This is a genomic window from Bartonella sp. CE47NXGY (genome assembly GCF_042195415.1).
In the GTDB taxonomy this organism is placed as follows: Bacteria; Pseudomonadota; Alphaproteobacteria; order Rhizobiales; family Rhizobiaceae; genus Bartonella.
Genome location: NZ_JBHIOI010000256.1, coordinates 1 through 626, shown reverse-complemented (window position 1 = coordinate 626; position 626 = coordinate 1). Strand labels below are relative to the sequence as shown.

At 45.8% G+C, this 626-nt stretch carries 1 protein-coding gene and 1 pseudogene; both read right to left on the bottom strand.

The window, feature by feature from the left end; genetic code table 11:
* A pseudogene (locus ACFIL3_RS10965) lies at positions 1–341 on the bottom strand (late control protein); the annotation flags it as partial.
* Entirely contained in the window at positions 341–595 is a 255-nt protein-coding gene (locus ACFIL3_RS10960) for a tail protein X (RefSeq protein WP_375611304.1), read from the bottom strand. The gene ACFIL3_RS10960 and the pseudogene ACFIL3_RS10965, both read right to left, overlap by 1 nt.
* Between the last annotated feature and the right edge of the window lie 31 nt (positions 596–626).

The window sequence follows — 626 nt, the reverse complement described above, 5'->3', positions numbered from 1 at the left end:
AAATGCTCACTCACCTGTTCTTTGAGCTCTTTACGCATCGAGGCACTTTTGCCACAAAGGCGCAAGATCTCTCCATCGCTGCCTCCACAACTCACAACCGATTCGACAACAAAACGCCCCATAAAGGCACTGATGCTGTTCTCATAGCCAAAAATCACTTGCAGAGTGCTGTTGCTTGAGGGAACCTCTAAATCATTGCCACTATCGTCAAACTCTGCTTCAAATGTATCGGCTTCATTACCGGTATGGTCCGTAATGGTTGCGGTTAAAAGACGCTGATAAAAAACCTCATGAACAAGCTTATCCCCCACCCTCACCTCAATAAAAGGATGCGTGCGCATTAATCCCATAACCGCTTCACCATGCTTTGGGGATTAGACAACACAAACTCAGGCAGCATGACCTTTAAGCCCCGTGGTAAAAACACACCATATTTGGCAATCTCTGGATTGGCTTCCAGTGTGGCTTCTAAATAGCCGTTTAGTCCCCCAACTTGAGAACGGTCCCCTAACACAGCCATGACATGGTGAAAGCAAAGGAGATCGAGGCTCATATCCTCTAGCTCTACAACAACATGTTTTTCTGGTATCTTCATAAAGTTTGTCCCACTTGGATTTGTCTCTCTT

Coding starts and splice junctions, on each gene's coding strand:
- ACFIL3_RS10960 (WP_375611304.1), bottom strand. CDS start 595: ATGAAGATACCAGAAAAACATGTTGTTGTAGAGCTAGAGGATATGAGC.